This is a genomic window from Pseudomaricurvus alcaniphilus (assembly GCF_011440395.1).
GTDB classification, from domain to species: Bacteria; Pseudomonadota; Gammaproteobacteria; order Pseudomonadales; family Cellvibrionaceae; genus Pseudomaricurvus; species Pseudomaricurvus alcaniphilus.
Window position 1 is genome coordinate 1 of sequence record NZ_JAAOIX010000031.1, and the last position, 1992, is coordinate 1992.

Sequence of the window (1992 nt, forward strand, 5' to 3'; positions counted from 1 at the left end):
CAGCATTGTTGATTCACCGCGACGGTTTTGAGGCTTAGTGGCAAAGTACTGCAAAACCCAGAGCAACCAGGGATGAGCATGTCTTGAAAGCTGCGCCGAACTATGCGGGCCACCGCGCCCAGCATAATACTGGTTAAGAGCCCTGAACCCAAGGAACGAACGCGTGCTGTGGATTCATCACCACCCAAGCTCAATGGTGCACAATTCTCTACGTGCACCGAACTTGCCAAACCCTCGACACTAAAATGCCTATTCATAATGCCTTCCTGGACGCCCCCTATAACCACGACTGCGCCTGCTAACGCCGCTGTAACTGGCGCAAAATACGGAGCTGTTTGTTGTGCAACAATGAGCGCAGCGAATGCACAAAAAACTGCGTAGTATTTTGCGTCCGGTTCACAGCTTTGTTAGCTGCGCGCCGGCAACAAAATTGATTAGGCCACGTTTTCAGCATTGTTGATTCATCGCGACGGTTTTAAGGCTTAGTGGCAACGTACTGCAAAACTCGAAGCTGCCAGGCATGAGCACGTCTCGAAAAGTGCGCCGAACTATGCGGGCCACCGGGCCCAGCACAATAATGGTTAAGAGCCGTGAAGCCAAGGAACGAACGCGTACTGTGGAGCCATTGCCACCCAAGCCCAATGGTGCATAATTCTCTACGTGCACCGAACTTGCCACACCCTCGATACTAAAATGCCTATTCATAATGCCTTCCTTTACGACCTCCTACAACCATGACTGCGCCTGCTAACGCTCGGCACAGCGGCGTGTGCGCAGCACACGTCCAGCGCAGCTTGCTGCGCGATGCTGATGCCGCTTGTTAAGTGCCTTCACTTGCAGCACCCCAAAAAAAAGCAACCAACTTTGGCAACCCGAGAGCAACAGCCACCGCTGACATACCTGCCAAAACTAGCATGACCAATTGAGAAAAAGGTGTAACAGCAAATATAAAGGATTGAGAAGGCTCAGAAGGATCATATGAGATTGTGATATTACCCTTACTTAAATTAACTACTCTCTCCCTTGGCAAGTAAACATTTTGCAGTGGCATGATACGAGTACCCGTATATTCTTTACCGCCCACCTGGTAGCTATAGCTTGCTCTGCCTATGTTGCTACCCCAGTCGGAGGCACCTGCAACAGTTGGACTACTGGCATTTTGCAATGATACTGACCGCAAAACTGCTGGAGTACTTTGCCAGCTGGAATACTGCATAGACTCAATGTAGGAACGTGCGGCAATACCAAGAATTGCGATGCCGATTACTATGAGTATTCCTCGAAGCTTATTCATTGTTTGTGCACTTAACGCCGCCCACAGGGGCCGCAGTGGAGGTGAATGTTTTGCGGTAGCGTAGCGGTAAACCGCAAAACAAGCACCGCAACGGAGGTCCAGCCCGCTTGCGGGCGAGCCTGATGGGCCTTGTTAAGTGCGTTCTCTCTATTCTTTCTGCCAGCAAACACTACCTGCTTCGCTCTCCACTTTGACAATATCTGATAAAGCAAACACCCTAAACTTCAGGCCAAGCCTTCCGTATACTCGTACATAGTTATCCTCACAGCTTATTACCATATTACCCGAATCAGATGGATCTATTAGAATGATATTCAATTCAGACATTCTTTCAGCGTCCTTTCTCGAACTATATAGCCTAATTTGATTATCTTGAAACAAATACCCATTAACGGCTACATAGCCATTGTTTTCATATTGATTGTAGATATCCTCAATTTCCGAGGGCTCATATTTAGGTAAAGAGCTGCAGCTAGTACTGAATGACATAGCGATAACTAGCCATACAAACCGAAATCTACTAATAATCATATTGGGATCTAATTTTGTTACTATATTCAATCTAATAGAGAGCACTTAACGCCAGCTGTAACTGGCGGAAAATACGGAGCAGCTTTTTGTGCAATAATGAGCGAAGCGAGTGCACAAAAACTGCGTAGTATTTTGCGTCCAGTTTACAGCCTTGTTAGCGGTCATGT

Annotated in this window: 2 protein-coding genes; both read right to left on the minus strand. The window is 47.5% G+C overall.

What is annotated here, in order from left to right:
• Positions 1 to 257: hypothetical protein (locus G8764_RS22390; RefSeq protein WP_207952054.1), on the minus strand; the 257-nt coding region annotated here is incomplete at its 3' end.
• Positions 258 to 820: 563 nt separating this feature from the next.
• The gene (locus G8764_RS22190) at positions 821 to 1294 is read right to left on the minus strand and encodes a DUF3592 domain-containing protein (RefSeq protein ID WP_166168568.1); all 474 of its coding nucleotides are present in this window, start codon (positions 1292 to 1294) and stop codon (positions 821 to 823) included.
• Positions 1295 to 1992 lie beyond the last annotated feature (698 nt).

What these genes read in the sequence shown, in the direction of transcription:
- G8764_RS22190 (WP_166168568.1), bottom strand. Translation starts at nt 1,294, where the DNA reads ATGAATAAGCTTCGAGGAATACTCATAGTAATCGGCATCGCAATTCTT.